Raw genomic sequence first — 3,971 nt, forward strand, 5'->3', positions numbered from 1 at the left:
TTCGCCGTCGTCGGAAATCCCATCGTGGTGGAAGTCCGCCGTCTCCCACAGCCGGAGGTTGCGGACCCGCCCCGCCGTCTCGAGCGAGAGCTCCCAGTCCACGTAGATGTCGTCCCGGTAGACGGCCGCGGCGACGGGGACGTCGTTCACCGCGAGGCGCCCGGGGTCGTAGAGCGAACCCCAGTCCGCCTTCTCGGCGAGGATCTCCGCCGTCTCGGCGAGCGGTGCGAGGGCCGGATCCTGCTCGAAGAGCCACGGGCATACCATCTCGCCGAGGAGGAGCGGCTCGGCGGAATCCGGCTTGAACGCAGGGTATTCGTTGAGCACGCGCCACGCCGCCCAGTCCGTGGATTCGCCCTGCGCGTAGATCGCCTCGTGGAGGACCGCGTACAGCGGGTTCGGGGCGCGCGTCACGGTGCCGTACACCTGATGGAGGAACGGGTCGGAGAGCCGCATCCCCTCGACGCCGCGCGTGAAGGCGTCCTCGAGCAGATAATGCAGCGAATCGATCCGAGTGTTCCCTCCGAGGAGGTTCCCCACGAGCTGGAACCGCTCCGGAGTGAGCCTGCTGCCGTCGGGAAGGCGTTCATCGCGCGTCCGAAGATGCTCGGCGATATCGGCAACGCGCTGGCGATCGGCTGGGTACCATGCGAAGTATTCGGCATTCCGCGCCGTCAGGCGGGCGTACGTCGCCCGGTACACGCGCTCGGCCCGGCCGTCGAGCGGCGCGAGGCCGCCCGTGATGAGGGCTTCACGGATGCCGTGGGGCGCGATCGAGAGGTAAGTGAGCGTGCAGAAGCCACCGAAGCTCTGGCCGTAGACGGTCCACGGCCCGGACCCGAGCGCCCTTCTGATGGCCTCGCAGTCCAGCACGATCGAGTCGGCGCGGAAGTGCGCGAGGTAGGCTGCCTGATCGGCGGCGTCGCCCCGCAGGGGGAGGGTTGTCCGATCTGCCGGTGTGGAGAGCCCGGTGCCGCGCTGGTCGAGCATGAGGATTCGGAAGTCCTTCGCGGCCTCCTTCATCCAGCCGGTGAGCGAGGTGACCCGGTTTCCGCGCCCACCGGGGCCGCCCTGGAGGAAGACGAGCCACGGGAGGCGCGCGGCGGCGTCGACGGGGTGGGACGCTGACGTGTACTCCCGAGCGAAGACCTCGATCTGTTCGCCGTCCGGCCTGCCGTGGTCCAGCGGGACGCGGAAGACGTGCTCGACCGCCCGGACGCCGCGGAACGAGTGCTCGGCGAGGACCCGGTGCGGAGGGATGGAACGCGTCACTCTGCCGCCCCGAAGGCGGCAAGCGAAGGACCGGTGAGCCGGAAGGTGTCCCATTCCTCCATCGCCGCCGCCCCGAGGCTCCGATAGAACCCGATTGAGGGCTCGTTCCACTTGAGGACGCTCCACTCGACCCGTGCATAGCCGCGGTCGACGGCAATGCGGGCCAGTTCCTGGAGCAGGGCCTTCCCGTAGCCCCGGCCCCGCGCTTCCGGCCGGACGTAGAGGTCTTCGAGATAGATCCCGTGTGTGCCCTCCCACGTCGAGTAGTTGAGGAACCAGAGGGCGAAGCCCATCACGGTCCCCTCCTCCTCGACCACGTGCGCGAAGATGGCGGGGTGCTCGCCGAAGAGCTGTCCGGTCAGCACCGGCACCGTGTTCTTGACCGCATCCGGCTCGCGCTCGTACGCGGCGAGGTCATGGATCAGCTCCAGGATCGCGGGCACGTCCTGGGGCTGGGCGGGACGCAGTCGGGTGGACACCAACGGAAGGCTCATCCTCCCAACTTATCCGTCCAGCCGGCCGATCTGGGTCACACGGATGACGGCGGAGCCCGCCTCGTCGCTGCCGGCGAGGTCGACGTCTGCCGAGAAGCCCCAGTCGTGGTTGCCCGCCGGATCGTCGAAGATCTGCCGCGCATGCCATACGCCCGGCTGCTCGTCGATGATGAGGAGCTGGGGCCCGCGCGCTGCGGGACCCGTGCCGATGTCCTCGTGCTCGTCGAAGTACGCGTCAAGGGCGTCCTCCCACGCGTCGATGCCGAAGCCCGATTCCTGGTCGAGCGCCGCGAGCGCCTCGGAGTCCTCGTCCGCGAACAGCTCGACACGCCGGAAGAGTTCGTTCCGCACCATGACCCGGAAGGCTCGCCGGTTCGAGGTGAGGGCAGGCGGCGGAGGAGGGGGCGCATCGTGGGGATGCAGCTCGTGTCCGCTGGTCAGTTCCTCCCACTCGTCGAGGAGACTCGAATCCACCTGCCGGACAAGCTCCCCGAGCCACGCGATGAGGTCCTCGAGATCCTCGCGCAGGGCATCCTGGGGCACGGTCTGGCTCAGGGCCTTGTACGCGTCGGTCAGGTAGCGCAGCACGATGCCCTCGCTCCTGGCAAGGGAGTAGAACTGTACGAATTCGCCGAAGTCCATGGCGCGTTCGTACATGTCCCGCACGATGGACTTCGGCGCGAGCTCGAAGTCCCCGACCCACGGCGCGTGCTTCCGATACTCCTCGAACGCCGCCTCGAGCAGCTCCTTGAGCGGTTCGGGGTACGTGACGGTGTCCAGGATCGCCATGCGCTCGCTGTACTCGAGGCCGTCTGCCTTCATCGCGGCGACGGCGTCCGCGCGGGTGCGCTTGAGCTGGGCGGACAGGATCTGCCGTGGCTTCTCGAGCGTTGCCTCGATCACGGAGACGACGTCGAGGGCATACGACGGCGATTCCGGGCCGAGAAGGTCGAGGGCGGCGAGCGCGAAGGGGGAGAGGGGCTGGTTGAGGGCGAAGTTCTCCTGCAGATCGACGGTCAGGCGGAGCGTCCTTCCCGTCGCCCGGTCGTCCGCGCTCCGCTCCTCCTCCGGGATCCGCTCGACGACCCCGGCCGCGAGGAGCTCGCGGAGGATCCCGAGGGCCCTTCGCATGAGCCGTAGCTGGACTGTGCGCGGCTCATGGTTCTCCTCGAGGAGTCGCCGCGCCGCCGCGACGGGGTTTCCGGGACGGGCCACGAGGTTGAGGAGCATCGCGTGGGTCAGGGTGAAGCTTGAGCTGAGGGGCTCCGGCGCCGCCTCGACGAGCCGTTCGAAGGTCGGACGGCCCCACGAGACGAAGCCCTCGGGCGGCTTCTTCTTCACGACCTGGCGCAGCTTGCGCGCGTCGTCGCCGAACTTCGCGCGGGCCTTCTCCATTGCACGATTGTTCTCGACGACGTGCTCGGGCGCCTGGACGACGACGGTCCCCGCCGTGTCGAACCCGGCCCGCCCCGCGCGGCCGGCGATCTGGTGGAATTCCCGCGCGTTGAGGTGGCGCGTGCGCTGGCCGTCGTACTTGCTGAGAGCTGTGAGCAGTACCGTGCGGATGGGGACGTTGATCCCCACTCCGAGGGTGTCGGTCCCGCAGATCACCTTGAGCAGTCCCGCTTGGGCGAGCTGCTCGACGAGGCGCCGATACTTCGGCAGCATCCCCGCGTGGTGGACGCCGATGCCGTGCCGCACCAGCCGGTTCAGCGTCTTGCCGAACCCCGCCGCGAAGCGGAACCGTGCGATAAGCTCGGAGATCCGGTCCTTCTCCTCGCGGGTGCACATGTTCACGCTCATGAGCTGCTGGGCGCGTTCGATCGCCTCGAGCTGGCTGAAGTGGACCACATATACGGGCGACTGCCTCGTCGCGAGGAGCTCCTCGAGCGTCTCGTGGACCGGCTTTTCCTCGTAGTAGTAGTGCAGCGGGATGGGACGTTCGGCGCCGGCGACCGTCGTCGTCGTCCGCCCCGTGCGTTCGGTGAGCTCGCGCTCGAAGCGGCTCACGTCTCCCAGCGTGGCGCTCATGAGGAGGAACTGTGCCTGCGGCAGCTCGAGCAGCGGCACCTGCCACGCCCAGCCGCGCTGGGGGTCGGAGTAGAAGTGGAACTCGTCCATCACCACGGGTCCCAGCTCGGCGGCGGCTCCCTCGCGCAGCGCGTGGTTCGCGAGGATCTCGGCCGTGCAGCAGATGATGGGCGC

Annotated in this window: 3 protein-coding genes; all 3 read right to left on the reverse strand. The window is 68.7% G+C overall.

All coding sequences use genetic code 11. The annotated features are described in order from the left end of the window. Nucleotides 1-1,272: alpha/beta fold hydrolase (locus ACTHL9_RS03640; RefSeq protein ID WP_440517381.1), on the reverse strand; the 1,272-nt coding region annotated here is incomplete at its 3' end. Beyond that, entirely contained in the window at nucleotides 1,269-1,766 is a 498-nt protein-coding gene (locus tag ACTHL9_RS03645) for an N-acetyltransferase family protein (protein ID WP_440517382.1), read from the reverse strand. The genes ACTHL9_RS03645 and ACTHL9_RS03640, both read right to left, overlap by 4 nt. A gap of 9 nt (nucleotides 1,767-1,775) precedes the next feature. After that, on the reverse strand, nucleotides 1,776-3,971 hold a 2,196-nt coding region (locus tag ACTHL9_RS03650), incomplete at its 5' end, for a DUF3516 domain-containing protein (RefSeq protein WP_440517383.1).

Origin of the sequence: Sinomonas sp. (assembly GCF_051955515.1) — a bacterium.
GTDB lineage: Bacteria > Actinomycetota > Actinomycetes > Actinomycetales > Micrococcaceae > Sinomonas.

Excerpts from the sequence above, each read along its gene's own strand:
- ACTHL9_RS03645 (WP_440517382.1), bottom strand. The coding sequence starts at position 1,766 with ATGAGCCTTCCGTTGGTGTCCACCCGACTGCGTCCCGCCCAGCCCCAG.